Annotated in this window: 25 protein-coding genes and 1 tRNA gene; 10 read left to right on the top strand and 16 right to left on the bottom strand. The window is 59.0% G+C overall.

Annotation, left to right across the window (positions count from 1 at the left end):
- Window positions 1-287 precede the first annotated feature (287 nt).
- Window positions 288-1091, top strand: coding sequence for a DeoR/GlpR family DNA-binding transcription regulator (locus AAAV21_RS03240; protein ID WP_349107427.1), 804 nt, complete (start codon window positions 288-290; stop codon window positions 1089-1091).
- 67 nt (window positions 1092-1158) lie between these two features.
- Here AAAV21_RS03240 and AAAV21_RS03235 read toward each other — a convergent pair whose 3' ends face one another.
- A complete protein-coding gene (locus AAAV21_RS03235) occupies window positions 1159-2319 on the bottom strand; it encodes an FprA family A-type flavoprotein (RefSeq protein WP_349107425.1) in 1161 nt (386 codons plus the stop codon).
- A gap of 129 nt (window positions 2320-2448) precedes the next feature.
- Window positions 2449-3435, bottom strand: a complete 987-nt coding sequence (locus AAAV21_RS03230) for a LacI family DNA-binding transcriptional regulator (RefSeq protein WP_349107577.1) — start codon at window positions 3433-3435, stop codon at window positions 2449-2451.
- Window positions 3436-3818: 383 nt separating this feature from the next.
- On the opposite strand from AAAV21_RS03230, the gene AAAV21_RS03225 reads away from it, so the two are divergent.
- Together AAAV21_RS03225 and AAAV21_RS03220 are read left to right on the top strand one after the other, a co-directional pair.
- Complete coding sequence (locus AAAV21_RS03225; protein WP_349107424.1) at window positions 3819-5024, top strand: galactokinase family protein; 1206 nt, start codon at window positions 3819-3821, stop codon at window positions 5022-5024.
- Window positions 5015-6643: a UDP-glucose--hexose-1-phosphate uridylyltransferase gene (locus tag AAAV21_RS03220; RefSeq protein WP_349107422.1), complete on the top strand. Its 1629-nt coding sequence runs from the start codon at window positions 5015-5017 to the stop codon at window positions 6641-6643. The genes AAAV21_RS03225 and AAAV21_RS03220 overlap by 10 nt, the downstream gene beginning before the upstream one ends.
- A gap of 241 nt (window positions 6644-6884) precedes the next feature.
- Here the strand turns inward: AAAV21_RS03220 and AAAV21_RS03215 are convergent, their stop codons facing one another.
- From AAAV21_RS03215 to AAAV21_RS03185, 7 genes are all read right to left on the bottom strand, one after another.
- Window positions 6885-7820 carry a hexose kinase gene (locus AAAV21_RS03215; protein WP_349107421.1) on the bottom strand — a complete coding sequence of 312 codons (936 nt, stop codon included), beginning with the start codon at window positions 7818-7820 and terminating at the stop codon, window positions 6885-6887.
- 56 nt (window positions 7821-7876) lie between these two features.
- Window positions 7877-8758, bottom strand: coding sequence for an aldose 1-epimerase family protein (locus tag AAAV21_RS03210; RefSeq protein WP_349107419.1), 882 nt, complete (start codon window positions 8756-8758; stop codon window positions 7877-7879).
- Window positions 8759-9133: 375 nt separating this feature from the next.
- On the bottom strand, window positions 9134-9658 hold the full coding sequence (gene lacB / locus AAAV21_RS03205; protein WP_349107418.1) for a galactose-6-phosphate isomerase subunit LacB: 525 nt from the start codon (window positions 9656-9658) through the stop codon (window positions 9134-9136).
- A 63-nt stretch (window positions 9659-9721) separates the two neighbouring features.
- On the bottom strand, window positions 9722-10150 hold the full coding sequence (lacA, locus tag AAAV21_RS03200) for a galactose-6-phosphate isomerase subunit LacA (RefSeq protein ID WP_006234830.1): 429 nt from the start codon (window positions 10148-10150) through the stop codon (window positions 9722-9724).
- 307 nt (window positions 10151-10457) lie between these two features.
- Window positions 10458-11489, bottom strand: a complete 1032-nt coding sequence (locus AAAV21_RS03195) for a hypothetical protein (protein ID WP_349107416.1) — start codon at window positions 11487-11489, stop codon at window positions 10458-10460.
- 465 nt (window positions 11490-11954) lie between these two features.
- Entirely contained in the window at window positions 11955-12293 is a 339-nt protein-coding gene (locus AAAV21_RS03190; RefSeq protein ID WP_006234827.1) for a PTS lactose/cellobiose transporter subunit IIA, read from the bottom strand.
- A gap of 214 nt (window positions 12294-12507) precedes the next feature.
- Complete coding sequence (locus AAAV21_RS03185) at window positions 12508-13512, bottom strand: LacI family DNA-binding transcriptional regulator (RefSeq protein WP_117564767.1); 1005 nt, start codon at window positions 13510-13512, stop codon at window positions 12508-12510.
- A gap of 355 nt (window positions 13513-13867) precedes the next feature.
- Between AAAV21_RS03185 and AAAV21_RS03180 the strand changes: the two genes are divergently transcribed.
- The 4 genes from AAAV21_RS03180 (at window position 13868) to AAAV21_RS03165 (ending at window position 18171) form a co-directional block, all read left to right on the top strand.
- Window positions 13868-15643, top strand: coding sequence for a lactose/cellobiose PTS transporter subunit IIB (locus AAAV21_RS03180; protein ID WP_349107415.1), 1776 nt, complete (start codon window positions 13868-13870; stop codon window positions 15641-15643).
- A 196-nt stretch (window positions 15644-15839) separates the two neighbouring features.
- A complete protein-coding gene (gene lacG, locus AAAV21_RS03175) occupies window positions 15840-17279 on the top strand; it encodes a 6-phospho-beta-galactosidase (RefSeq protein ID WP_195240592.1) in 1440 nt (479 codons plus the stop codon).
- A 330-nt stretch (window positions 17280-17609) separates the two neighbouring features.
- On the top strand, window positions 17610-17876 hold the full coding sequence (locus AAAV21_RS03170; protein WP_349107413.1) for a type II toxin-antitoxin system Phd/YefM family antitoxin: 267 nt from the start codon (window positions 17610-17612) through the stop codon (window positions 17874-17876).
- Window positions 17866-18171 carry a type II toxin-antitoxin system RelE/ParE family toxin gene (locus tag AAAV21_RS03165; RefSeq protein ID WP_349107412.1) on the top strand — a complete coding sequence of 102 codons (306 nt, stop codon included), beginning with the start codon at window positions 17866-17868 and terminating at the stop codon, window positions 18169-18171. The genes AAAV21_RS03170 and AAAV21_RS03165 overlap by 11 nt, the downstream gene beginning before the upstream one ends.
- Window positions 18172-18182: 11 nt before the next feature.
- On the opposite strand, the gene AAAV21_RS03160 is transcribed toward AAAV21_RS03165, so the two are convergent.
- Complete coding sequence (locus AAAV21_RS03160; protein WP_349107410.1) at window positions 18183-18947, bottom strand: DeoR/GlpR family DNA-binding transcription regulator; 765 nt, start codon at window positions 18945-18947, stop codon at window positions 18183-18185.
- 206 nt (window positions 18948-19153) lie between these two features.
- Between AAAV21_RS03160 and AAAV21_RS03155 the strand changes: the two genes are divergently transcribed.
- Entirely contained in the window at window positions 19154-20206 is a 1053-nt protein-coding gene (locus AAAV21_RS03155) for an aldose epimerase family protein (protein WP_349107408.1), read from the top strand.
- Between the two features lie 326 nt (window positions 20207-20532).
- Here the strand turns inward: AAAV21_RS03155 and AAAV21_RS03150 are convergent, their stop codons facing one another.
- The gene (locus AAAV21_RS03150; RefSeq protein WP_349107406.1) at window positions 20533-21015 is read right to left on the bottom strand and encodes a PTS sugar transporter subunit IIB; all 483 of its coding nucleotides are present in this window, start codon (window positions 21013-21015) and stop codon (window positions 20533-20535) included.
- Between the two features lie 157 nt (window positions 21016-21172).
- On the opposite strand from AAAV21_RS03150, the gene AAAV21_RS03145 reads away from it, so the two are divergent.
- Window positions 21173-21248 (top strand) — tRNA-Thr (locus AAAV21_RS03145).
- Between the two features lie 203 nt (window positions 21249-21451).
- Here the strand turns inward: AAAV21_RS03145 and AAAV21_RS03140 are convergent.
- The 4 genes from AAAV21_RS03140 to AAAV21_RS03125 form a co-directional block, all read right to left on the bottom strand.
- A complete protein-coding gene (locus AAAV21_RS03140; RefSeq protein WP_349107405.1) occupies window positions 21452-22027 on the bottom strand; it encodes a DUF5067 domain-containing protein in 576 nt (191 codons plus the stop codon).
- A 248-nt stretch (window positions 22028-22275) separates the two neighbouring features.
- A complete protein-coding gene (locus AAAV21_RS03135; RefSeq protein WP_253057301.1) occupies window positions 22276-22749 on the bottom strand; it encodes a YhcH/YjgK/YiaL family protein in 474 nt (157 codons plus the stop codon).
- A gap of 197 nt (window positions 22750-22946) precedes the next feature.
- Window positions 22947-23882, bottom strand: a complete 936-nt coding sequence (locus AAAV21_RS03130; RefSeq protein ID WP_349107403.1) for a hexose kinase — start codon at window positions 23880-23882, stop codon at window positions 22947-22949.
- Between the two features lie 59 nt (window positions 23883-23941).
- Window positions 23942-24823: an aldose 1-epimerase family protein gene (locus AAAV21_RS03125; protein ID WP_349107401.1), complete on the bottom strand. Its 882-nt coding sequence runs from the start codon at window positions 24821-24823 to the stop codon at window positions 23942-23944.
- Between the two features lie 156 nt (window positions 24824-24979).
- On the opposite strand from AAAV21_RS03125, the gene AAAV21_RS03120 reads away from it, so the two are divergent.
- The gene (locus tag AAAV21_RS03120; protein ID WP_117772910.1) at window positions 24980-25564 is read left to right on the top strand and encodes a flavodoxin domain-containing protein; all 585 of its coding nucleotides are present in this window, start codon (window positions 24980-24982) and stop codon (window positions 25562-25564) included.
- Window positions 25565-25639: 75 nt separating this feature from the next.
- Here the strand turns inward: AAAV21_RS03120 and nagA are convergent, their stop codons facing one another.
- Complete coding sequence (nagA, locus tag AAAV21_RS03115; RefSeq protein ID WP_349107399.1) at window positions 25640-26809, bottom strand: N-acetylglucosamine-6-phosphate deacetylase; 1170 nt, start codon at window positions 26807-26809, stop codon at window positions 25640-25642.
- Window positions 26810-26924 lie beyond the last annotated feature (115 nt).

Raw genomic sequence — 26924 nt, 5'->3', positions numbered from 1 at the left:
GTCCGCAAGGCGTTTTACCTTGCGTTTTGCTGGGCCCATTGTATGAAAATCACATCTGTCGCATGTACGAGATATCGCCGGCACGCAGGCCAAATCGCTCGTTTTTGAAAAGCAAACGGAAGGGAATCGGACCAAATCCCCCTATCCGATATCCCAGTTTTCGAGCGAATCACCTTTCTTTTGTAGAAAAGATAAGTAATCGAAAGGCGTTTTCTTGCTAGAAAAGAAAATGAACGAAAATGGTTTCAACATAATTCCTGCAAATTTAGGTTGAGGATGGAGCAGCTATGGCCCACGCAACAACACGAGCTTTCGCCGATGAACGACGTGCCGCCATCATGGAAATGCTCGAGCATAACGCCTCCGTGCAGGTGGCAGAAATCGCCCAGACCTTTGGCGTGTCCTCCGTTACCGCCCGCGCCGACCTGGACGCGCTCGCCGAGTCCGGCAAGCTGCGCCGCACGCATGGCGGCGCCGTGTCGCTCCACAAGCGTCTGACGGTATCCACGCAGGATCGCCGCATTAACGTCAACGTTGCCGCTAAGCAGGCCATCGCTCAAAACGCCATTGCACTCGTCAGCGACGGCGACACGTTGCTCGTCGACTCCGGCACCACGGCACTCGAGTTCGTTCGGCTCCTCGACCAGCGCGACGGCATCACCGTCATTACGGCCGATATCACCATCGCCGATTACATCGACGAGAGCATGCCCTCAGTCGATGTCGTCATGCTGGGCGGGGCACTGCGCAAAGGTCATCGCTATCTGTACGGCCCACTTACCATGCAGGCACTCCAAATGGTCCACGCCGATCTTGCCGTCATGTGCCCTGGCGCTTTTGTTCCCGGCTGCGGCTTTACGACCGACTTTCCGCAGATGGCCGAGACCAAAGCGGCTATGGTCGGTGCTGCTCGTCAAAGTGTCGCCCTCATGGACGCCAGTAAGGTTAATGGGCGCGGCATGTACCGCTTTGCCGAGCTCGTCGATGTCAACGCTATCGTCATGGACCGCGACCCCGACGATGCCGTTGCCACCTCTATCGCCGAAATCGCCGACAACACCCGCCCCAACCTCATCATCGCCAGCGCGTAAAACAAAAACCACCACAAAGGTGCCTGTCCCCTTTGTGGTGGTTTGAGCGTTAAAAGTGAACGTATCGCTACTTGGAGAGCTCGTCAGCGAGGGCCTCGATCTGAGCGCGCGAGGCGTCGTTGAGCGAGCCCAGGACGGTCACCTTGTTCTGCGCCAGGGTGATGTCCTTCATACCCTCGAGCTCCTTGGTCATAACCTTGGCAGCTGCGGGCGCCCAGGAGCCGCCCTCGACGAGCGCCACGGTACGGTTCTGGTAGGCGTGCTCGGCAAGCGTGTGGATGAAGGTGCTCATGAACGGGAAGATCTCGCCCTGATAGGTGATGGAAGCGAGCACCAGACGGTCATAGCGGAACGCGTCCTCAACGGCCTCGGCCATGTCGTCGCGAGCCAAGTCAAAGACGGAGACCTTCTGGCCGCGAGCCTCGAGCGCAGATGCAAGCTCCTCAACGGCAGCCTTCAGATGGCCATACACGCTCGCGTAGGCAATCGTGATGCCCTCGTCCTCGGGCTGATAGCTCGACCAGGTGTTGTAGGTGTCGAGGTAATAGTCCAGGTTCTCGGTAAGAACAGGACCGTGGAGCGGGCAGATGATCTGGATGTCCAGATCGGCGGCCTTCTTGAGCACGGCCTGCACAAACTTGCCGAACTTGCCCACGATGCCAAAGTAGTAACGGCGCGCCTCGCAGGCCCACCCTTCCGGATCCTCGATGTCGTTGGCGCCAAACTTGCCAAAGCCGTCGGCACTAAAGAGTACCTTGTCGGTGGCCTCGTAGGAGAAGAGTACCTCGGGCCAGTGAACGTTGGGGGCGCCGACAAAGGTCAGGCTGTGGCCGCCCAGGTCGAGCACGTCGCCCTCTTTGACGACCATCTTGCGCTCGGGGTAATCGGTGCCAAAGTAGTTGACCATCATGCGGAAGGCGCCCATGCTTGCCACAATCTGTGCCTGGGGATAGCGCTCCATAAAGGCGGCGATGCCGGCGGAGTGATCGGGCTCCATGTGATGGATGACCAGGTAGTCGGGCGTGCGGCCGTCGAGTACAGCCTCGAGGTTACCGAGCCATTCGTCGACAAATCCGCCATCGACCGAATCGGCGACAGCGATCTTCTCGCCCAAGATAACGTAGCTGTTGTATGCCATACCGTTCTCGGACACGTCGTACTGGCCCTCGAACAGGTCGATGTCATGATCGTCGACGCCAATGTAGCGGATATCCTTGGTGATCTCCATCAGGCAAAGCCTCCTAGATAGACAAATGAACCCGTCTATCATAGCACTCGCCTTTCTAGTCACGGCTATCTGCCAGCATCCTTACCGATTGTTATTGATGTACAACGACGAGCCGTTGACCTGCGAAAACTATGCGCGCGGAGCTGCCGTGGTGTGTCGAACGATGAGCTGACCGGGAATGCGAATAGCGACGGGTCTGTCCGATGCCCCCGCCTTGGGAACCGCATGCTCGAACACCTCGCGTCCACGCTGATGCAGATCGAAACGAACGGTCGTGAGCTCGTTATGCGCGACAAAGTCGTCGAGCGAGTCATCGACGCCCACCACGCTCACGTCCTCGGGCACGCGCAAGCCACTATCGCGCAACGCGGCGATGGCGCCGTTTGCCATTTGGTCGTTTGCCGCGTAAATCGCCGTCATGGTGCGGTCGTGCTCAGCCAGGTACCGAGCGGCCTCGTAGCCGCTGTTGGCAGACCAGTCACCCTCGAGTGGCGCCTGCGCCTTAATGTGCTTACGCTCGAGCGCATCCTGCCAGCCGGCGCGACGAAATTGCTCGTCGACCGAGAATGACGGGCCGCCAATATAGCGAATCTGCTCGTGCCCCAGCTCAAACAGGTGATCCATTAGCAATAGCGAGCAGCCGTAATGGTCGGAATCGACCGTGGTCACCCGCGGGTGCGCGTACATGGTAACGATGACCGTGCCAATGCCCGGCAGTGGATCAAACGTCTCAAAATCTGGCGCCATGCGACTCATGCCGATGATGATGCCGTCCACGGGCAGCGCGGCCATACGACGCGTGGCCTCGGCAAGCGAGAACTCCTCGGTCTTGGACATCTCGACCAGCGTGATGGCGCAATTATGCTCGCGAGCAGCGCTGGCGATGCCATCGATCATCGTAAGGTTGCCAAACTTGGTGACATCGTTGACGCACAGGCCAACCGAATGGTAACGGCCATCGCGCAGCGAGCGACCGGCATAACTCGGACGAAAGCCGAGCTCTTGCATAGCGGCTTGCACGCGCTGGCGCGTCTGCTCGTTAACGTTGGGCAGGCCGTTGGCGACGCGCGAAACCGTCTGCTGCGAAACGCCAGCAGCGCGGGCGACGTCGGCCATGGAGACCGGACGCGTACCTGTATCGTTGGACGGGCGCCTTGCCACAGGATCACCTTCACCCTTGCGAGATCTGAATAGCGTGAATGCCGGCCCGGGCAGAAATACATCCCGCGCCGGGGCCCGCTATCGTCGGACGCATGTTAACGTACTCTACTTTTTCTATCAGCGGTTCTTTTGCTCCATATGTCCATACAGCCACACCGTTCACGGCCGAAAATCTACCGATTACCAAATTCTCAAAAAGTAACAAGCGATGTGTTATGAGTACGTTAACATAGCCCGTAACGTGCGGTATCGTGAACACTTGGTTCATGCCGCTTCAAGTTGTTAACGTACTCATAACGACGAAAAACTCACCCGTGCGCGCCAAGGAAAGGACTCCCATGACCACCCCCGACGAAAAGACACTCGCCACGCTCACCAAGCTGTTTGAGGAGGAGTTTGGCCCCATTGGCGACCGCCAGGTGCTCTACGTGCACGCGCCCGGGCGCTCCGAGATCAGCGGCAACCACACCGATCACGAGGGTGGCCACGTTATCGCCGGCTCGCTCGATGTCGCCGTCGACGGCATTGCCGTGGCGACCGACTCCAACAAGATTCGCATCGCCGACGAAGGCTATCCCACGTTTGAGATCACGCTCGACACGCTGGATGTTCAGGAGTCCGAGAAGGGCACGTCCGCAAGCCTCGTGCGCGGTATGGCCCACGAAATTGCAGCCCTTGGCGTTGAGCCCCAGGGCTTCGACTTTGCCTTTACCTGCTCCGTCCCCTCGGGTGGCGGCCTTTCTAGCTCCGCCGCTGTCGAGGCGGCTTACGGCCGCGCCATGGAGACGCTCTGGGGCGCGCCCGCCATTGAGCCCGTCACGCTCGCCCAGATGAGCCAGCGCACCGAGAACAACTATTACGGCAAGCCCTGCGGTCTTATGGATCAGGCGGCTGTGTGCCTGGGCGGCCTTGCCTACATGGACTTTGAGGATCAGGCTCAGCCTAAGACCCAGAAGCTCGAGCTCAACTTTGAGGATCACGGCTATGCGCTCGTGCTCGTTAAGGTTGGCGCCGACCATGTGGCGGCTACCGACGACTACGCCGCCGTTCCGCGCGAGATGCAGGACGTCGCCGCCGGGTTTGACAAGGCACGCCTGTGCGAGGTCGACGTTGCCGACTTTGACGCCAAGCTCCCCGAGCTGCGCGCCAAGCTGGGCGACCGCGCTTGCCTGCGCGCCGTTCACTACTGGTACGAGAACGGCCTGGTCGACAAGCGCTGGGCAGCCCTGAACGCCGGCGACATTGACCAGTTCCTGGTCCTGACGCGCGAGTCCGGCGCCAGCTCTGCCATGTACCTGCAGAATGTTGTTGCCAAGCTGGGTTCCGAGCAGCCTTCCATGTATGCCCTGGCGCTGGCCGAGCACGTGCTCGACGGCCGCGGCGCCGTCCGTATCCACGGTGGCGGCTTTGGTGGCACCATCCAGGCCTTCGTGCCGCTCGATCTGGTCGACACCTTCATTGCCAAGATGAACGGCTGGCTGGGCGAGGGCTCTGCCCGTCACTACGCCATCTCTGACAAGGGGGCTTACGCGGCATGGCTGTAATGACTGACGTGCGCGAAGCCGCGCAGAACCTGATCGAGTACGCCATTCATCGATCGATGATCGGCCAGGACGATCGCATCTGGGCATACAACACCATTCTGGAGTGTATCGGCGCTACGGGTCCCGCGCTCGATATGGCCTGGGCGCTCCAGGTTGAGAAACTCTCGCTCTTGCACCCCAATACCCTGCCCGACTTTGATCTTGAAGGCACGCTTGCCGCGCTTTCCGAGGCTGCCGTTGCCAATGGCGCCGCCGAGGACACGGCGTCGGGCCGCGACCGCATCGCCATGCGCATCATGGGTGCGCTCATGCCGAGGCCTTCGGTTGTAAACGAGGAGTTCAACGGACGTATGGGCGTCAACGAGCCCCGCGCCGCAACCGACTGGTTCTACGGCCTGTGCTGCGACGCCGGCTACGTGCGCCGTGCCGCCATCGCGCGCAACATCAAATGGAGCACCCCCACCAACTGGGGCGATCTTGAGATCACCATCAACCTCTCCAAGCCTGAGAAGGACCCGCGCGATATCGCCGCGGCCGGTGCCGCAAAGAACACGGGCGAGAAGTATCCCGCCTGCCAGCTTTGCATCGAAAACGAGGGCTATCCCGGACGCTCCGCCGTAGCCGACGGCGGCGCTCACCCCGCCCGCCAGAATCTGCGCGTTATCCCCATCCAGCTTAATGGCGAGCGCTGGGGCTTCCAGTACAGCCCGTACGCGTACTTTAACGAGCACTGCATTGCCATGAGCTCCGAGCATCGTCCGATGCACGTCGACCGCAAGGGACTGACCTGCCTGCTCGATTTTGTGGACCTGTTCCCGCATTACTTCATCGGCTCCAACGCCGACCTGCCTATCGTGGGCGGCTCGATTCTGTCGCACGACCACTTCCAGGGCGGCGCGCACGAGTTCCCCATGATGCACGCCGCCGAGGTCTCGCAGTTTAGCGTGCCCGGCTTTGACGGCGTTACGGGCGCCGTGTTGCAGTGGCCGCTTTCGGTGCTGCGCCTGCGCTCGCACGACCGTGCTCAGTTGCTCGACGCCGCCGAGAAGATTATCCTCGCCTGGCGCGAGTGGACCGATGAGTCGGTGGGCGTCATCGCGCACACGGCCGACGGCGTGGCGCACAACACCGTGACGCCGGTCATCCGCCGCGTCGACTCCCGCGGCAATGCCGGCGGCGAGACTTACGAGGCCTACCTGGCGCTTCGCTGCAACATCACAACCGACGAGCATCCGCTGGGCGTGTTCCATCCGCATGCCGAGTATCACCATATTAAGAAGGAGAACATCGGCCTGATCGAGGTCATGGGCTTGGCCATTTTGCCGCCGCGCCTGGTTCCCGAGCTCGGCGCTGTCCGCGAGCACCTGCTGGCGGCCAAGGTCGATGCCAGCTACGACCTTGCCGCAGCGCTCGAGAGCGATGACCTTTGCCGTAGCCACGCCGCATGGGCCGAGGATGTCTTTGCTCGCCGCGCGAACGAGCTTACGGCGGACAACGCCATCGACATCCTGCACGAGGAGGTCGGCGTGGTGTTTGGCCACGTGCTCGACAACGCCGGCGTCTTTAAGTGGGACGAAGCCGGCCGCGCCGCCCAACAGCGCTTTATCGACTCGCTCTAATGATCCCTTGGGGACGGAGGAAAACGGATCATTTCGTCCTCAAGGCAACGGCGCCCGCCGGCAACATCGCCGACGGGCGCCGTTTTTGAGTGTAGTCATTGGGGATGCTCTTAAATAACCAGTCATTAAAGAGCATCCCCAATGACTAATGACTCGAGCGTGGAAAATCTCCCTCTTTGAGCTCGTATGGGCACCAAAAACGGGAGATTGTCCACGCTCATTCTATTAGGAGTCACAACCGCTACAACTCTACGACCTCAACGCTGTTGTAGATCTCGTCCCAGCGGTCCATAACCAGGTGGCCGGTCTTGGGATCCATGGCGTTGAGCTTGCCGCAGGTATTGGCGGTCTTGAGCACCGTGACGTCGTCGGCACCAGCAGCAATGGCATGCGCAAAGCCGGCGATGGTCGAGTCACCGGAACCCGTCGCGTTCACAGCCGCAATCGCGGGCGTCTTGGCGCGGAACGCGCGGCCCTCATGGAAGCCCACCGAACCGGCAGCACCCAGCGAAACGACAACCCAGGGAATACCGGCAAAGCGGCCATCGGCGGCAAGCGCCTCGCGCAGGGCATCGACATCATCGGTCGTAAAGGACGTACCCAGCAGGCCGTTAATCTCGGTCAGGTTGGGCTTTACGAGCTCAGGCTTAGCGTCGGACTCCAGCGCAGCCTCCAGCGATGCACCCGAAGTATCGAGCAGCACCTTAGCGCCCGCCTCCTCGGCAATCTTTACGAGCTCGGCGTAGTAGCCGGCGTCCACGCCACGCGGCAGCGAACCCGAAAGCGTCACGACGTCCGCCTTCGCTGCGAGCTCGGCGAACTTGGCCGTAAAGGCCTCGAGCTCGGCCGGGGCGATCTGCGGGCCGCTCTCCAGCAGCTCGGTCTGATTACCCTCGTGCAGAATATTCAGGCAGATGCGCGTCTCACCGGCGATGGGCACAAAGTCGTTCTTGACGCCGTCGGCATCCATAAGCTCGGCCATATAGGCACCCATGTGGCCGCCGAGCAGGCCGGTCGCGAGCACGTCGTCGCCCAGCTGCAGCAGCACGCGACTCACGTTGAGGCCCTTGCCGCCAGCGGTCTTTTCGGGCGTCACGCGGTTAACGTCGTCGATGATCAGCTTGTCGAGTTGATAGCGCGTATCGATCGACGGGTTCATGGTAACGGTCAGAATCATGTTGAACTCCTGTTTCCGGGGCACGGCACGCGCGGCCCCAAACATACGATAGCTCTTTAAAGGATCTCGATCTCAAAACCGCGGGTGACGGTCTCCCCCGGCTTGGCAACCAGGCAGCCACGCTTGTGCTCCAGAATATCGTCCTCATCGGAGCAGGTAGACAGGCCGCCCCACGGTTCCACGGCCACAAAGTCGCCCTCGGGCTTGCTCCACACAATCAGGTATGGCATATCGGGGAACGTCAGGCGCACGCCCTTGTCCTCGGTTTTCTTGGTCAGCGTAACCACGCGGCTCTCGAGCACGTCAAAGATGGTCTCCGCGAAGTCGAAGAGTTCGTGGGTCAGTGGCAGGTTCTGGCCGATCATGGGGTTCTTGCTGCGATGCTCAACATCAATCAAGCCCGTCGAGGGAACGGCAGTACAGAGCTCGGCGGCCTCACGCTGATCAAAACGGAGCTCGTAATCGTCATAGGACTCGCCCTCGTCGAGCGGGCACTTAAAGCCGGGGTGGCCACCCACAAAGAATGGCATATCCTCGGTGCCCTCATTGGTCACCTCGTACGACACGGCCACCTTTTCCGAATCGATCGTGTAACGAGCAACGATCTTAAACGGATACGGGTACTGCTCGAGCAACTCGGCATGGTCGGCAGAGCTTAGGCTCAGCGCAACCATGTTGTCGCTCTGTTCCTCGAGCTTCCACTCCTGTTTGCGCGCAAAGCCGTGGCGGGCGAGCTTTACCTCGCGGCCGCCCATGGTCATTGCGTGACCGTCACGAAGGCCACCGCAGATCGGGAAACAAATGGGCGCCTGGCCCGACCAGACCGCCGGGTCACCCTGCCACAGGTACTCACGGCCGTTGGCCGCAATAGAAGTGAACGACCCGCCCGCCGTGGTCAACGCCACACGAATAGAACCGTTATCAAGAACAAACTCCATAGGAGCCTTCCCTTTCTTACGACAGCCCGCCAAGTCAATAGGGCTGATAGAAAACCGGCCCGCGCCCCCTCACAGAAACGCGAGCCGTCAATTAAAAAGCTGCAGAATGCCGGGTACCGCCAAAACGAAGCACACAAGCTCAGCAAGCAAACGTGTTATCGGAGCAGCTTGCCGTATCAGAAATCTTCGCAACAACAGCGGTAACCCCACAGGTCACTCAGACATCAGCGAGAAGCCAGCTGGCGAGGCAAGGTGCCGTGAAGCGAGACGGCATTGACCTTCTGGTCATGCCGTCGAAGCTGAGCGGCAGATTGCCCGCCAGATGGCTTCGCAGCGTCGACCCGTTACGCGGTTTGGCAAAACCGCGTAACCCCACTAGTCGTGATACTCGCCGCGGTCCCACTTCTCGAGAAACTCGTCAAAGAAGTGCGGGTCAGCCTGAGCCTCGGCGTCGGCCTTATTGCAGGCGTCGATCTTGGCAATCAGGGCATCGTGCTCGGGGGTCTTCTCGTAGGGCTCCTCCAGGAAGGCAAGCATGATGTCGGCCATCAGGAACTCACCGGTAATCTTGCCGCCAAAGCCCACGATGTTGGCGTTGAGCTCGCGACGGGCATACAGGGCAGAGGTCATGTCGCGAACCAGGGCGCAACGGGCGCCGGGAACCTTGTTGACGGCGTTGGTGATGCCGATGCCGGTGCCGCACAGGGCCACGCCAAAGTCGGCCTTGCCGCTGGCAACGGCCTCGCCCACGGCCTTACCGTAGATGGGATAGTGTGTACGGGTGTGGCTGTAGGCGCCGCAGTCGAGCACCTTGTAGCCAGCCTGCTCCAGGCGGTCGGCCAGATAGATCTTCTCGTCCGTAACGATATGGTCGCAACCGATTGCGATGGTCTTCTTCATCAGAACGTCCTTTCGTCTGAATTCACAAGTTGAGATAGAAGTTCGAGTTCTCGGTGGCTCTCGTTAGGCCATCTTGTTGAGCATGTCGACACGGATCTGGTGACGACCGCCGGCGTACTGGGCGCGCAGGAACTCGCGGGCGATCTTCTTGGCGACCTCGGTGCCCACAACGCCCGGGCCCATGGTGACCATGCGCGAACCGTTGTGCTCGCGGGTCATGTAAGCGGAACGCTCGTCGGAAATGTTGGCGACGACCATGCCCTTGATCTTGACGGCGGCCATATAGGAGCCGACGCCGTACTTATCGAATGCGAAGCCCTGGGAATCCTTGTGCTCCAGCAGGTCCTTGGCAACGGCGGTCGCGGAATCGACAAAGTCCGCGGCAGGGGTCTCGGAATAGTCGACGACCTCGTGACCGTCGGCGATGAGCATCTCCTTGATGGACTCCTTCATCGACATACCGTCGGCATCGGAAGCGATTACAACCCTCATGACATCCTCCTTGAGAGATACGCAGGTGCGTAGTTTCTGTTTGGAAGTGTTGAATCGCGTTCAGGTCCGGGCATCTGAATGTGCGGTTCTTCACTGTTCATGTTTATTTGAACACATTCGAACAGCGACTGCAACAACTATTTGTTTGTCTTTGTTCTTTTTTGAACAAATACCGTTCACGGATGATTGCTGGCCGTTTGGGCCCGGCGCGGACGTAGCGACCATGTGTTCAACAAACAAAAGGGCGGCCGAGAACGTGTCTCGGCCGCCCTTCTTACGGTTGATCTTCCAAAAATCGCTTTGCCGCCTACTCAGCCTGCCCGCTCTTCTTGGCATGTTTGGACGGAGCGCTCAAGAAACGACCCGTCAGATAGTTCGCGGGACCGGAGACATCGATCCCCAGCAGCACGTGTCCTAGCCATAGGAACGCCACGAGCACCAGTAGAGGAATCACACACGAGGTCACGATCATCACGATGACGCCTTCGATGAGGTCGGTCACCTGCTGCACGATCTCGTCGGTCATCCGCTTGGCACCGCTGGTTACCGACGTGACCAGGCTCGAGGCCCCGTCAGTCAACTGCTCGAGCACGTTTTTGGACTCCGTGGTCTCGGACTTTTTCTTGTTCGATTTTGAGCTGGTCTCGCCTGACTTGTCCGTGGTATCGGTCTTTTCCGCAGCGTCCGCTGCCTTTTGCTCAGCTTGCTCAATACTTACGCGATACGTTTCATCGACCTTCTGCGACACCCATACGCTCGCGGGCACAAGCGCCATGCCGATCACGGCAACCACCAACACGCGCGTCGCCACACGGCGCAGGACGGCGCTCGTGCTCCAGCGCCCGTGAATGCCAAGCGACACCGCAAAGAGCACCAACGCAAACGGGATTAAGATGCCCAAGCCAACCGACCACAAAATAGTCAGCAGATATTTCTCGAGGTAGAGCACGGCAAGCACGATGCCCAGGTTACCCGAAAGCTGCGCGAGCTGCTCGGCGACCGGCGTTCCCGTATCACCAGGCAGCGCGGTAATGCCCGCAGACAGCGCCACGCACGAGGTCGTGAGCGCCAAAACATTGCCCTTCTTTTGATCGATAACCTCGATGGTGGAGTCCCAAGTCTTGGTATCGGCGAAATGCGGACGAGCTACAAAGCCCGACAGCAGCGCCAGCAACACGAGCGCAACGATAAAGCCAATCTGCAGCTTTTTGTTTGCGCACACGACATCGGACAGGCTGGGCTGCAGCTCGGTCACCGTCGTATGCTCGGTTATCTGGACAGGACGCCCATGAGCCATCTCGTGCGCGTCTCTTTTTTGAATCAATCCGTTGTCCGGCATTTGGATACCTCCTCATTCCGGCCTGTAATGCGGTGGAAAGTATACCCACCCATCGAAAAACCGAACGGGAGGGCGTGCAGAAGCTCCATAACGATGCTAGTCGAATAGTGCCATTTCAAAACTATGCCGGTTTACTACGATAAAACCGATAGGACCGACCACATCTGCTATTAGCAGAAAATGACAAGCTTTCTACCTGCGGCTTTGATAACGCTGTTCTTTCCATAGTTGAAAGAATGCGATTCATCGTAGTAAACCGGCATAGTTTTGTAACCGACAGACCGAGTCGGCACCGCAGCAAACCTAATGACCCAGTTTCTCCCATCCTCAAAGGGTCAAATGCATGGCAGGAGTGTCCCAAACTGCCGGCAGATAAGGAACGTCCCCAAGTGCCGGGTAAACAAAAAAAGCCCTGCCGCGGATAGCGGCAGGGCTTTTGGAAGGGGACGAGGCTGTGCGAGCTCGTTAGGCGAGCTTGGCCTCGAGCTCGGCGATGCGCTTATAGGCATCGATGGTAAAGCGGGTCTGCTTCTCCAGGATCATGGTGGTCATGAGAGTATCCTGAGCGTGAGCCATGATGAAGGTCATCTCCATCTCGCCGCCGCCGGCCTCCTGCGAAAGCAGCTTGGTCTGCGTGTCGTGGGCGCCGATAAGTGCATCGCTGGCATCCTTGTGCAGCTGCTCGGCCTTCTCAAAATCACCCTCGCGAGCAGCATCGAGCGCTGCAAGCAGATCGGTCTGGGCGTCGCCCGCGTATGCGACAATCTCGAATCCAACCATCGAGATTTCTTCTTTGGTTGCCATATTGCGTTCCTTTCACATATGAACCAACGGAGAGCATCGCGTCCGGGCATACGCGCTGCGCTGTGTATGGCAGGAACAATAACATTCAAACAAAAAAGAACAGCGCAAAACGTAATTTCGAGCTATGAACGGTTGCTTTTCACCCGTGAACGGTTTTTAAACCAATCTGAACATTCTCGAACACAATTAGCGGCAACCCAAACAGGTCCGCACCCTAGCGTACATCGCGCACCGTATCGCCCTCGACGAGCACACCCGGAAACAGCATGTGCTCCACACCGGGTGCAGCGCCCTCGGCGCCGGCAATCTTGTCGACCGCCCACATGCCGACGCGCTTGTTGTCAAAGCGCACCGTGGTCAGGCGACGGTCGGGCACGATATCGCCCAGACTATCGTCAACACCCACCACACTCACGTCCTCGGGCACGCGCTTTCCGCGCGACTCGAGCCCGCGAATGCAGCCGTAGGCCATGGCATCGTTGGAGGCATAAATGGCCGTGCAGGTCGGATCGTCCGCAAGCACCTGGCCGGCGGCATATCCGCTCTGTGCCGTCCAATCCCCACGGACGAGTCGCGGCGGCTCAATACCATGCGCGCGCAATGTCTCGCGCCAGCCCTCCTCGCGACGCATGCCCGAAAGCGAGCGCTCGGGGCACGAGATAAAGTGCACGGTCTTGTGCCCCTGCTCCAGCAAGTACTCGACCACCTGGCGCGAGCAATCGAACTGGTCGTTATCGACTGTTGAACAGAGCGGGTGCTCCAGCATGGTAACGAGCACCGTCTGCATACCGGGCAGCGGCTCGAAGGTGCCAAAGTCCGCCGGCATGCGATTCATGATCACAACCATGCCATCCACCGGCAGCGCGCTCATGCGCGACGATGCGCTCTCGAGGGTATACGGATGCCCGTCTACTTTAGTGAGGGTGATGGCATAGCCATGTTTGTCGGCCGCGGCGGCAAAGCCCTCCATACGGTCGAGGTTGCCGGTGCCGGTAATGTTGAACATGGCGACGCCGACGGTCTTAAACTTGCCGCGGCGCAACGATCGACCGGCAAAATTGGGGCGATACCCCAGCTCGCGCATGGCGGCGCGCACGCGCTCCTTGGTCTCGGGGCGCACGCTGGGCGAATCGTGCACCGTACGCGAGACTGTCTGCTCCGAGACGCCCGCGAGACGCGCCACGTCCTTAACGGAAACCGATTTTTTAACAGCGGCCATAGGTCGATCTTTCTATGTCAACGATGCCATCGCGGGCATCCCAACAGACAAAATGAACGCCTACAAGTATATCCAACGCCTCCCCCACAATACGCTTACCACCCAAAACCTACCGTTCACCGACAATTCTGCTTCCCCGAGCGGCTTTTGTCGCCCAAATGTTAACGTTGCCATTGTGCAAACACAGAGCCACCGGGCGGCTCAAACGTTTACGCGCAAGGAATCGACGGTCCACAGGCACAGGGGCCGCCGGTTCGCACCTTTTTTGTGTCGCAAAATGGCAACGTCAACATTTTGGCAACCAATCGTCAAAAGCTACCATCGTTGCTAAACCACCGACTCTTAGGAGCTTTGCATGGAGCAACTCATCGCCACCATCGAAAAAGGCCAGCCCTTTTTCAACGCGATCGCCCGCAACAAGTACCTCAAGGCGATCCGCGACGGCTTTATCTCCGTCATCCCCATCATCATCTTCTCGTCCATCTTCTGCCTGGTAGCCTCGGTCCCCAACATCTGGGGTTTCTACTGGCCCGATGACATCAACAACGCCCTGTGGAAGTGCTACAACTACTCCATGGGCATCCTGGCCATCGCCTGCGCCGCCACCACGGCCAAGCACTTCGCCGACGCTCAGAACCGCGATCTGCCCAAGAACAACCAGATCAACTTCATCTCGTGCATGTGCGCGGCCATCATCGGCTTCTTGCTCCTTTCGAGCGACACCATCTCCACGGACGCCGCCAGCGGCTTCAACACCACCTACCTTGGTTCCAAGGGCCTGCTAACCGCCTTCATCGCTGCGTTTGTGACCGGCATCATCTACAAGTTCTTTATCAAGCGCAACATCACCGTCAAGATGCCCGAGCAGGTTCCGCCCAACATCTCGCAGACCTTTAAGGACATCATCCCCTTCTCCGTCTGCATCACCGTCTTTTGGATCTTTGACATCGTCTTCCGCGCTGCCTTTGGCTTCTGCTTTGCCCAGGGCGTCATCCAGGTGTTCCAGCCCCTGTTCACCGCTGCCGACGGCTACATCGGCCTCGCTGTGATCTACGGCGCCATGAGCCTCTTCTGGTTCGTCGGCGTCCACGGCCCCTCGATCGTCGAGCCCGCCATCGCCGCCGCCCTCGTTGCCAACATGACCGACAACCTGGCTGCATATCAGGCTGGCGCGCACGCCTCCGCTGTCCTGACGCAGGGCGCTCAGTACTTCGTCGTCTGCATGGGCGGCACCGGTGCCACGCTCGTCCTGGTCTTTATGTTCTGCTTCCTGGCCAAGTCCCAGGAGATGCGCGCCGTCGGTAAGGCCGCCATCGTCCCCGTGTGCTTTGCCGTCAACGAGCCGCTGCTGTTCGCCGCGCCCATCGTGCTCAACCCCGTCTTCTTTGTCCCGTTTGTCTTTGCCCCGATCGCCAACATCTGGATCCTCAAGATCTTTATCGACTTCTTGGGCATGAACGGCTTTATGTACACCCTGCCTTGGACCGTCCCCGGCCCCATCGGCACCATTATGGGCCTGGGCTTCCAGCCGCTCGCCTTTGTGATGCTCGCCATCATCCTGGTCGTCGACTTTGCCCTGTACTACCCGTTCTTCCGTGCCTATGACGCCCAGAAGTGCGCCGAGGAGGCCGAGATTTCCGAGGAGGAGCTCGCCGCCAAGAACGCCGAGAAGGCCGCTAAGCTCAACGACGCCTTCCAGGGCAAGGCCGACGCCAAGAGCGTTGCCGCCGGCGCTGCTGCCGAGGCCGTGAAGGCTGACGCCCCCGCCGCTTCCGCAGCACCCGCTGCCGAGGCTACGGCCACCAGTGACCTCAACGGCAAGCGCGTACTCGTGCTCTGTCAGGGCGGCGGCACTTCGGGCCTGCTCGCCAACGCGCTGGCCAAGGCCGCCAAGGAGCGCGGCATCGATCTTGAGACCGCCGCCGATGCCTATGGCAACCACGTCGACATGCTCCCCGACTTTGACCTGGTCGTCCTGGCCCCGCAGGCCGCCAGCTACCTAGCCGACCTGCAGAAAGACTGCGAGCGCGTGGGCAACAAGTGCGTCGCCTGCCGCGGTAAGCAGTACATCGAGCTCTCCCAGAACGGCGACAAGTCTCTCGCCTTCGTCTCCGAGCAGCTCTCCCTTTAGTCCGCTGTTCTAACGAACAGCGGCCGGCTCGACGCTGCGCGGCGCCCAGCCGGCCAGATTGCCGCTCAACTTCGGCGGCGCGACCACAAGGTCAGCGCCGCCTTGTTTCGGGGCAATCTGACACGCCTGGACGCCGCTCGCTGACTTTGACCAGCTCTGCACCGTTTCCGTTATTCAAATGATTGGATGCTTCATCATGTCCGTTAATCCTGCTAGCGTCACCAACCCGCCTGCGCAGTTTCCAGAAGACTTTGTCTTTGGCGGCGCCACTGCTGCCTACCAGGTGGAGGGCGAGACCCGCACTCACGGTAAGGGCAAGGTCGCCTGGGACGATTTTCTGGAGGCCCAGGGCCGTTTCTCCCCCGATCCCGCTTCCGACTTCTACAACCAGTACCCCGTCGATCTGGAGCTGTGCGAGGAGTTCGGCATCAACGGCATTCGCCTCTCCATTGCCTGGAGCCGCATCTTCCCCAACGGCACCGGCGAAATCAACCCCGAGGGTGTCCAGTTCTACCACGATCTCTTCGCCGAGTGCCACAAGCACCACGTTGAGCCGTTTGTCACGCTGCATCACTTCGATACGCCGCTTCCCCTCTTTGAGAAGGGCGACTTCCTCAACCGCGAGACCATCGACGCCTTTGTGGACTTTGCCACCTTCTGCTTTAAGGAGTACGCCGGCCAGGTAACCTACTGGTTCACCTTTAACGAGATCTGGGCCGACGCCTCCAACACCTACATCGAGGGCACCTTCCCCGGCGGCGTCAAAGCTCATCTGGCCGAGGCCTTCCAGTGCGAGCACAACATGATGCTCGCCCACGCCAAGGCAGTACTGGCCTTCCACAACGGCGGCTTTAAGGGCAAGATCGGCGTCATCCAGTCGTTAGAGTTTAAGTATCCGCTCAACGAGAACGACCCCGCCGACATCAAAGCCGCCAACAACGAGCACGTGCTGCAGAACCAGTTCTTGCTCGACGCCACCTTCCGCGGCGACTACGCGCCCGATACCCTCGAGTGCGCCAACCGCCTGGCTGCCGTCTCGGGCGGCACCATCGAGATCCTGGACGAGGACCTCGAGATTATGCGCGAGGCAGCGCTCTACAACGACTACCTGGGTGTCAACAACTACCAGTGCCGCTTCCTCAAGGCTTACGACGGTGAGAACGACCTGCACCACAACGGTACGGGCGAAAAGGGCACCGGCCGCTGGCGCGTCAAAGGCATTGGCGAACACGTGAACAAGCCCGGCATCCCCACCACCGACTGGGACTGGATCATCTATCCCGAGGGCCTGTTCGACCTGCTCGTCTACATTAAGCAGCGCTACCCCAACTACAAGCAGATCTTCATCACCGAAAACGGTATGGGCTACAAGGACCCCTACAAGGACGGCTTTGTGGACGACCAGCCGCGCATCGACTACATCGAGCAGCACTTGCGTTGGCTGCTCAAGGCCATGGAGGTGGGCGTCAACGTGGGCGGCTACTTCCTGTGGAGCCTGCAGGACCAGTTCTCTTGGACCAACGGCTACAACAAGCGCTATGGCTTCTTCTACGTGGACTTTGAGACCCAGAAGCGCACACCCAAGGCAAGCGCCTACTGGTATAAGCACGTGGCGCAGACCCGTCGTCTGGACTAGCGGCTTGCGACGAGCGAAATTGCCCCACTCACATAACCTGTCCCCATTTCTCAGCCGGGGGCGGCGCGTCACACGGCGCGCCGCCCCCGGCCTTTATGTTTTTTGGGCTGGTCGTCGAGGGTCGTTTGTCTCGATCTGTAACATTTAGCGGGTTATTTCTCCCCTAACTGTTACAGATTTAGATGAACGGGCAGGCCAATCCTCTCAATCTCAATCTGTAACACGTAGCCGAGTTTTTCGGTCCTACCTGTTACAGATTGAGACAATTCGACGATGCTGAGTATTTGATGCGCCGTGGTACAATTATGTCCCAACGCAAAGGAGGTACCTATGTCCACCTGTGTGCCTGTCCGAGACATGAAGGACACCGCTGCATTTACCGCGCTTGTTGAGTCTGAGCGCGACGTCACCGTAACCAAGAACGGCTACGAGGCCATGCACTGCATCAGCAGCGACCAGTATCGCCTCATGCAAGACGAAATCGCCAAAGCCAAGCTGCTGTCTCGCATGATGTTGGCAGAAGACGAGATATCGCAAGGTGACTACAGCGACTACGACTCCTTCGTGACCGCGATACGAGACAAATATGACCTATAACGTCGTAATACTCAAAAGCGCACGATACGAGTACGAGAGTATTGTCGGATACCTTGCTCAAATCCTTATGAACCCACGCGCGGCGGGCAGTTTTGTTGCTGAGTTTGAATATCAGCTTGATCTGCTTCGCGAGCAGCCGCTCCTACGACCCCTCTCCCACATACGGGAGCTGGCGGCACGCAATTATCGATCGTTTCCCGTCAACAACTACGTGTGCCTTTACAAGTTTGAGCGCGATACGATCTATATCGCCCACGTCTTTCACCAGTCACAGGACTACGCCCGCCTGATCTAGCCCGGCAGCAGCTAGCAGATGACCTGCGTGTGCTCCTCGATGGTGGCGCGGTCCTCGTCGGTAATACCCGGCTCGCACACCACGGCGTCCAAATTGTCCAGACGGCAGAAGGTATAGAAGTCGCGCTTGCCGATTTTGCTGGAGTCGGCGATCAGATAACGCGAGTCTGCCTTGCTAAAAGCGAGCTGCTGGATACGGCCCTCATCCATGTTGGACGTAGACACGTCGCCATCCAGAATGCCGTTGGCGCCGATAAACGCCGCATCGATGCCCAGCGCACGCAGGGTATCCTCGGCCGTCGGCCCCACAAAAGCGGCGGTGCGGCGGCGGTACATACCGCCCACGAGGCACAGGTCGCAGTCTTCGCGCGCCTCGAGCAGGTTAAACACCGAAAGCGAATTGGTCACGATACGCAGGCGAAACGCCGGCAGCATCGAGGCCATCTGCTCAACCGTGGTGCCCGTACCCAAAAAGATGGTCGAGCCTTCCTCGATAAGCTCCACAGCACGGCGCGCAATCTGCAGCTTTTCCTCAGCATGCTTAGTGCGCTTTTCGCTGTGCGAATACTCATGACGCAACATAGCGTGGGGACGGCCCTGTGCACTGCGGGCGCCGCCGTGCACGCGCTCGATCTCACCCAGGCTCGCAAGTTCCTCAAGATCGCGACGGATCGTCATATCCGAGACACCTAGCGCATCCGAAATCTCCTTGACCGAGACCGTGCCCTGCTCTTCGAGCAGCTGCCGAACCTTATCCTGTCGTTCTGCCTTAATCACGATGAATCCTCGCCGTTCTTTGCGCGCATATCAATCAAACAGTAACGAACAAATTGTATCAGACTCGTGCGCGTCAAAAATGAACGCCCGCACAGCTCCAATCATCACTTTTTTGAGAAAAATACCATCTGCTTTAGTGGGGTGTAGTGATAATCTTGCCTGTTCGCGCTACAGTTTGTCCGAAATACCTCGATGTTAGGAACCAAATGATCACTTCCGAGCTTTTCGGCACCGCGCCGTGCGGTACCCCCGTTCATCGTTACACCCTCAACGGGCCCGAGATCTGCGTTCGCATTATGGACTATGGCGCCACCGTGCTGGGTATCGACGTGCCCGACATTCCCGGCAACGTGCGCGATGTGGTGTTGGGTTTCGATAAGCTCGAGAATTACTTTGACAACCCCGCCTGCTTTGGCGCGACCATCGGCCCCGTGGCAAACCGCACCGCGGGCGCCACGATCACCATCGACGGCACGGACTGGCATATGCCCGCCAACGAGGGCGCCAACAACCTGCACAGCGATCTTGAGCACGGCCTGCACAAGCGCGTGTGGGACGCTGAGCTCGACGAGACTCACAACGCCGTGCGTATGACCACCTCGCTTGAGGATGGCGAACTGGGTCTTCCCGGCAACCGCACCTTTACGGCCGTGTTTACCGTTACACGCACCGGACGTTTCCGTATCGAGTATGGCTGCGAGAGCGACCGCGCCACCTACGTGTCCATGACCAACCACACGTACTTTAACCTTGCCGGTCATAACGCCGGCATGGACTGTGAGCACTTCTTTGTTGCCAACGCCGCCCACTACCTGCCCATTGATGACCAGAACATTCCCACCGGCGAGATTGCTCCGGTCGAGGGAACACCGTTTGACTTTCGCGAGCTGCGCCCCGTCGCTCCCGGCATGGAAGCCGACGACCCGCAGATTAAGCAGGCACGTGGCTACGATCACTGCCTGTGCATCGATAACTATCAGTACGGCCGTAATCTGCGCCGTGCGATGCACGTCGAGGAGATGTGGACCGGCCGCGAGCTTGACTACTACACCACCGCCCCGGGCGTGCAGCTCTATACCGGCAACTGGCTGGGTGACGAGCACGCCAAGGACGATGCTAACTATGGCTGGGGCGCCGGCTTTGCCCTCGAGGCCGAGATGTATCCCGACACGCCGCACCAGCCGCTGTTCCCGCAGGGCATTGTGGGTCCGGGTCACCCCTACAGCAATGTGATTGAGTACCACTTTATGAGGCACTAAGCCCATAACGCAACATATCGCACAGCAGCGCCCGCCGGCACCACCGCCGGCGGGCGCTTTTTCATCTTTTGGGCTCATTTTCGCTGTGACTGTATGAGTGACATATCAAAACTGTGCCCATTTACTACGTTTAGCCCGGGTTGCTCGACCATGCACCGGTTTTTGTTAAATTCGCGAGCCGTCTACCTGCGGTTTTGTTTTTCTCAAATTCGACATGCTCGGCGATAGCCGATCAAACGTAGTAAATGGACATGGTTTTTGACAGGCGGTATCGCGCGCGTCCCTCGCAAGGGCAAAATGATCCTTTTTCCTCCGCCCCCAGGAGATCACGTGAGCAGGTTCTCGATGGGATCGGGGTCGGAGCCGGGGAGATAACGGATTTCTAGCTCTATGCCGAGCTCTTGCAGCTCTTTGAAGGCGGCGGCATCTGCGTCGTCTACGGCGACTGCGGGCGTTACGGGGTGCTTGCCCTCCCCTGCCCGCATGTGACCTATGCTGATCTTGGTAATGGGCACACCGCCCTTAACCAGCGCGAGCGCATCGGCGGGTGAGGCCACCATAATCAGGATCCATTGGCGCGGCGTTGCGGTATGAATGATGTCGATGGTCCTTTGCACCGAGAAAAACCGTGTCCAAACGCCTTCTGGCGCCGCCACCCTCATGGGTGCCCATTGGCGCGAATCCGCCGCGATCTCATCGTTGACGATCAGGACGAGGTTAGAACCCACGGCTTCGTTCCACAGCCCAACGTCTTGCCCGTAAATGAAACGGTCGTCGATACGTGTGAGAATAATCTTGGGTTGAGCCATGGCTGCCCCATTCTGTTTGAGACCCGTAAGAGCGAGACATCACGTCTCCAATATTAGTGCATTTAAAGTGAGAAAAGCCGTCACAACACTTGCGCGGATTTGCGATGTCCCGTATCATAAACAGCCGTTGACGCCTCAGTTGCGTCACCACATGGCCGCCAGCGTAGCTCAGTTGGTAGAGCACCGCTCTCGTAAAGCGGGGGTCACCGGTTCGAGCCCGGTCGCTGGCTCCATTGCACAAGATAGCCGCCTACGGGCGGCTTTTTTGTTTCCAATTGATGCATTGCACCAAGGAACTGCAGCAGCTCCGACGGCAGACAGCTCCCTCCAACAACAAAAGCCCCGTCAACTGCGGTCCCCAAGTAGACCACAATCAACGGGACTCAAATATGTTCCCCAGAAGAATCACAGCGGCTTTTATACGCATGAATAAGGATTAAAGAGTACTCGGATCGATTGTCTGTGGATTAGTCAGGCCGTAGAAAGCAGTCTCATGGTCAGCGGATGTGGCTTGGTGTCCGACTTCACATTCAACCGGATTAGTTTCGTCAATCAGCTCATAACCGAGCCAGCCCTCTAACTCAGCACCAGGTTTTATTTGGCGCGATTCAGGAAGATCAAGGCCTTCCGCCAACATACCCGACTTAAGCCCCTTTCCATCTTGGAAAGCCGCTATTTCATTTCCAGAAAACAAAACAAACTGAAGATCATCCGAAACGTTTTTTGCAGTCACGTTCAAAATCAACAGTGGCTTGCCGTCACTATAACTTTCTACTCCGCGCTGCGCCCCCGTGATGGTGTACTCAATACCCGATGCCGGGATATCGCCGTCCCCGTCGCCGCCATCTTTCTCTTTTCCGGCAGCGTCTGCCCGAGCAGCAGCATAGCCTGCAGCGTAACCATCATCATAGCTCCCCTTCCCGGAGCAAGCGGTAAGGCAAGCAGAACCAGCTGCAAGCCCCAACGCCAAGAAAGCGCGCCTAGGAATTAAAGCGGTTGTGCCGAGTCCCATAAAGAGCTCCCATCAATTAGCTATTTCTCGTATCCACAGCTATTTTAATTATTCTTCAATCCATTTAGCATCAATTGTGTCTCAATAACTGCGTCGTTCAGCCTAATTTGGTCGCTCCAATGAATCCAGCTCAAACAACAAAAAGCCCCGCCAACCGCAATCCCCAAAGGAACCGCGATCAGCGGGGCTCAAGCGCGCTCCCCCAAGGGAGTCACGCCATCAGACGAACGGCTCAGCCGAGCAGTTCGCTACTCCTCCCAGTAAGCATCTGCAAGCAGCTTAAAGCAGATCTTCTTGACCGGCTGTGCACCATCGCCCGGGAACTCGAGCGTGGGCATGTGAGGCTCGCCGGCAACGAACAGTGCAAACTTGTCGTCGGCAAGATCGCCGGCGATCGAAGCGTCGGAATCGACCAGATCGTAGTCGTCCTTCTCGTCAAACTCCTGGACCAGCGTCAGGCTGCCCGTGGCAACCTTAAAGGCCTCGCGACCCTCGACGTCGATCTGCAGGTCGTGATAGCGCTGATGCGTCTCATAGTGAGCCTCGGTCTCGGGACGCGTCGTGGGGGCCATGACGTTCGCAAAGACCTTGTCGCCCAGAATCGGATGGCTGCCGACCTCGAGCTGCGCCGGGTCGTTCTCCTCGAGCCAGTCAATCAACACGTCGAGGCCCTTGAGCATTCCGCGGTACTCCTCGATATCGCCCAATGCACCGTAAATCATCTAAATCCCCTCTCGGATCGTTTCTTTGGCGGCTACTCGGCAAACGCATTGCCGACGCTGTTGCCACCCACATACGTCTCGACCAGGGTAAGGTCGGGATTGAACACGACAGCATCGGCGTCGCGCCCCGGCATAATGCTACCGCACTTGTCGTTGACATGAGATAGCAAGCAATGCCGGGGCCGACGCCCAGGCTCCTACAGCTCGGTCACGACAACGCCGTTGTAAACCTCATCCCAACGATCCATAACCAAGTGGCCGGTCATGGGATCCATGGCGTTAAGCTTGCCGCAGGTATTGGCGGTACGCAGCACCGTCTCGTCGTCTGCGCCAGCAGCGATGGCATGCGCGAAGCCAGCGATAGTGGAGTCACCTGAGCCCGTAGCGTTAACGGCAGGGATATCGGGGGTCTTGGCGCGGAACGCGCGGCCGTTATGGAAGCCCACGGAACCGGCAGCGCCCATGGACACGACGACCCAGGGGATATCGGAGAAGCGAGCGTCAGAGGCGAGCGCGGCGCGGAGCTCGTCCACATCGTCGGTGGTAAAGCTCGTGCCCAGAAGGCCGTTGATCTCGGTCAGGTTAGGCTTGACCAGCTCGGGCTTAATTTCGGACTTAAGGGCGGCCTCGAGAGAAGCACCCGAGGTATCGAGCAGCACCTTGGCGCCGGCGTTCTCGGCAATGCCCGTGATCTTGGCATAGTAGTCTGCCTCGACACCGCGAGGCAGCGAACCCGAGATGGTAACGACAGCGGCCTTGCTCGCAAGTTCGGTAAACTTGGCGGTAAAGGCATCGAGCTCCTCGGGGGCAATTGTCGGGCCGCTCTCGAGCAGCTCGGTCTGGTTGCCGGCGTGGAGAATGTTAAGGCAAATGCGAGTCTCGCCCTTGATGGGCACAAAGTCGTTGTTAATACCGTTGGCGTCCATGAGCTCAGCCATGTAGGCGCCCATATGACCACCAAGCAGGCCAGTCGCCACAACATCGTCGCCCAGCTGACCCAGGACGCGGGCCACGTTAAGGCCCTTGCCGCCGGCGGTCTTTTCGGGCGTCACGCGGTTGACGTCGTCAATAATGAGCTCATCGAGCTGATAGCGCGTATCGACAGACGGGTTCATCGTAACGGTGAGGATCATTTTTAGCTCCTTATCTCGCAGGCTCCTTGTGCCTCGCGATACGAGTCGACAAAACGGAATTACAGAATCTCAATCGCGAACGAGCGAACAACGGTCTCCTTAGGCTTGGCGACAAGGCAGCCGCGCTTGTGCTCAAGCACGTCATCCTCATCGGAACAGGTCGAAAGGCCGCCCCAAGGCTCAACTGCCACAAAATCGCCCTCGGGCTTACTCCACACGATGAGGTACGGAAAGCCCTCAAAGCTCAGGCGAACGCCCTTGTCCTCGCCCTTTTTGGAAAGCGTGACCTGGCGGCTCTCGAGCACGTCAAAGATGGTCTCCGCAAAATCGAAGAGCTCGTGCGACAGGGGCAGCGTCTTTCCCACCATGGGGTTCTTGGAGCGCTTGTCCACGTCAATCAAGCCAGTCGAAGGGACAGCGGTGCAAAGCTCTGAAGCCTCGTCTTTCTCAAAGCGCAACTCGTAGTCCGTATAGGCCTCGCCCTCATCGAGCGGGCACCTAAAGCCGGGATGCCCACCGATAAAGAACGGCATGTCCTCGGTTCCCTCGTTGGTCACCTCATAGGAGACTCGCACGGCGCTGTCCTCGAGCGTATAACGGGCGACGAGCCTAAACGGATACGGATAATCGCTCAGCAGCGCGGCGTTATCCTCCGAAGCCAGGCACATAGCCAACTCGTTCTCGCCTTGGCTCAGCAGCTTCCACTCCTGCTTGCGCGCAAAGCCGTGGCGAGCGAGCTTTACATGATGCCCGGCAAACGTCATGGCGCTGTTGTCGCGCAAGCCTCCGCAAATCGGGAAGCAAATCGGCGCCTGGCCGGACCACACGGTGGGATCACCCTGCCACAGATACTCGCGACCGTCGGCCTCAATCGAGGTAAACGAGCCGCCGGCCGTAGACACCTTAATAGAAATCGAATCGTTGGAGAGAGCGTATTCCATTGCCCATCCTTTCGAACAACTGCTTTTTGCTCGCAAGTACCCGTCTCGGCCCTGACCAAAGGACAAACCCGCACGTTCATCGATGTGTCCGGTATCCCAGCCATGCAACGGGGTACCATATAGACATTGATGCAATTACAGCTGAAAGGCGTTCTTATGCGAACCATCATCCTCTATGCCTCACGCCACCACGGCAATACGAAAAAGCTCGTGGACGCCATCGTTGAGGCGCACCCCGAAATCGATACCCTCGACGTCAAGGCGCTCGGTAAAAACGAGTACCCCGACCTGCACGAATACCATCTGATCGGCGTCGCCACGGGCATTTATTACTCCGAGATCGACAAAGATATGGCGCGCGTGCTCACTAACGTGCTGCAGCCGCAGGACAAGGTGTTTGGCCTTATGACCTACGGTGGCAAAAACAAGTGGTACGGCAAGGATATCGATGGCATCTGCCGCATGAGGCAGGCCATCTTTATGGGTGTCTACGGCTGCCCCGGCTTTGATACGTGGGGGCCGTTCAAACTCACCGGCGGTGTCCAAAAGGGACACCCGACCGCTGAGGAAATTAAGGGCGCCGTCGACTTCTTCGACAAGATCGAAGACGAGTATGGCGACATCATCGTCGAAGAGTACGCCAAGCGCGAGAAGCGTCTAGCCTACGAAAAGGAGCATCCTGCGGGAGGTCTTGTGGCCGGCGTTAAGCGCACGGCAAAGAAGATCGCTAACAAGCTGTAACTGTTAAGGTGCTTTTGAGCGTTTAACCCATACGGCGGGTCCGAGCAGATTCGGGCCCGCCGTCTTTTTCTATCGTTACTCGGTAAAGGCGTTGCCGACGCTCTGGCCGCCAACATACGTCTCGACGAGGGTGAGCTCGTGGTCGAACACGACAAAGTCGGCGTCGCGACCCGGCATGATGCTGCCGCACTTATCCTCGATGTGCGCGGAGCGTGCCGGCACCTCGGTTGCCATGCGAATGGCGATATCGGCGCTGGCGATGCCCCAGTCGACGATGTTCTTGACGCCCTGGGCAAGCGTGAGCACCGAGCCGGCAATGCTCTTGCCGTCAGCGAGCCAGCACAGGTTGTCCTTCATGATGACGTCCATGCCACCACTGGTGTAGCTGCCCTCGGGCATGCCGCCGCAGCCCAGGCAGTCGGTGATGAGCACCGTATGCTGCCAGCCCTTTGCCTGCAGCAGCGCCTTGATGGCGGCAGGGTTCACGTGCTTTCCATCACAGATGATCTCGGCGTAGGTCTCGGGCGTGGACATGGCAGCACCCACGACACCGGGCTCACGGTGATGCAGACCGCGCTGGCCGTTATAGGTATGCGTAAAGCAGCTAGCACCGGCGTTGATGGCGGCGATGCACTCATCGTAGGTGGCGTCGGAGTGACCGATGCTGGTCACCACACCCTTGGCGTTCAAAGCAGCCGCATAAGCAGGGGCACCGTCGCGCTCGGCCGCCATGGCGCTCTTAACGATGCGGCCGCCCGCAGCCTCCTGCCACTGATCGAAGACCTCCTCGGAGGGGTCGATCAGATAAGCGGGGTTCTGCGCGCCCACGTGCTTCATGGTAAAGAAGGGGCCCTCCAGGTAGATGCCCTGAATGCGAGCACCGCAGAAGTCGGGGCCGCGGCCTTCGTCAGCCTGGGCGATGGCGGCGCAGGCGTCCTTAATCTGCTCGACGCCATCGGTGAACGTCGTGGGCAGCCAGCTGGTGGTACCACGACGGGCGAGCTCGGTCGAGCTGATATCGATGCCCTCGGGATCGTTATCGGTAGTTGAGTGGTTGTAGAAGCCATGAATGTGGGTGTCGACCATACCCGGTGCGATCCACGATCCCGTGTAGTCCTTAATCTCGCAAGAGGGCTCGTCGGCCTGCCAGGCGCCAAAGACGCCATCCTCGACCATAAGATAGCCGCCCAGTTGCGGACCTGCCGGCAAGAAAAACTTGTCAGCCTTAATTGCGTACGTGCTCATATGCACTCCTTGCTTCTAAAGCAGTTGACCGTGGTGATACTTATACCCGGTTCAAGTAAAAACAAAAAGCGCCCGCCCGCCGTTATGAGCGGACGGGCGCCCTTACAGGGGGACG

This window comes from Collinsella sp. CLA-AA-H302 (genome assembly GCF_040093305.1).
In the GTDB taxonomy this organism is placed as follows: domain Bacteria; phylum Actinomycetota; class Coriobacteriia; order Coriobacteriales; family Coriobacteriaceae; genus Collinsella.
Note: the sequence above shows the minus strand (reverse complement) of the source record. Positions and strands in the feature narration are given on the sequence as shown.